Consider the following 391-nt stretch of genomic DNA (forward strand, 5'->3'; position numbering starts at 1 on the left):
CTGAGAGCTGTGGACCAGAGCGTGCTGCTCCTGAAGCCCGAGGATGAGCTCTCCCCTTCCTGGATATACAATCTGCCAGGTATGCAGCACAACAAATTCATTCCAAGTTCCAGTCTGTCTGAAGACCGAGAAGACTGTATACTGTACAGTTCATGGTTGGCTGAGAAGCACACAAACTTAGTACCACATGGAACTGAGAAGGATGTCTATAGATATGTGGAGGACATGGGTTTAACAGCATTCACCAACTTGATGATCAAACTTCCTATAATTTGTTTTGACTATGGCATGGTTCCAATATCAGCACCTCGTGTGGAATTTGATCTTGCATTTACCCCTGAAATTTCTTGGAGTTTACGCACAACATTGAGTAAAAGACCTGAAGAGCCAC

Annotated in this window: 1 protein-coding gene; it reads left to right on the forward strand. The window is 44.5% G+C overall.

What is annotated here, in order from left to right; genetic code table 11:
• Window positions 1-21: 21 nt before the first annotated feature.
• The coding region (locus tag PZC42_RS20640) for a hypothetical protein (protein ID WP_277213944.1) at window positions 22-391 on the forward strand (370 nt) is incomplete at its 3' end.

The organism is Isoptericola croceus (genome assembly GCF_029382255.1).
GTDB classification, from domain to species: domain Bacteria; phylum Actinomycetota; class Actinomycetes; order Actinomycetales; family Cellulomonadaceae; genus Isoptericola; species Isoptericola croceus.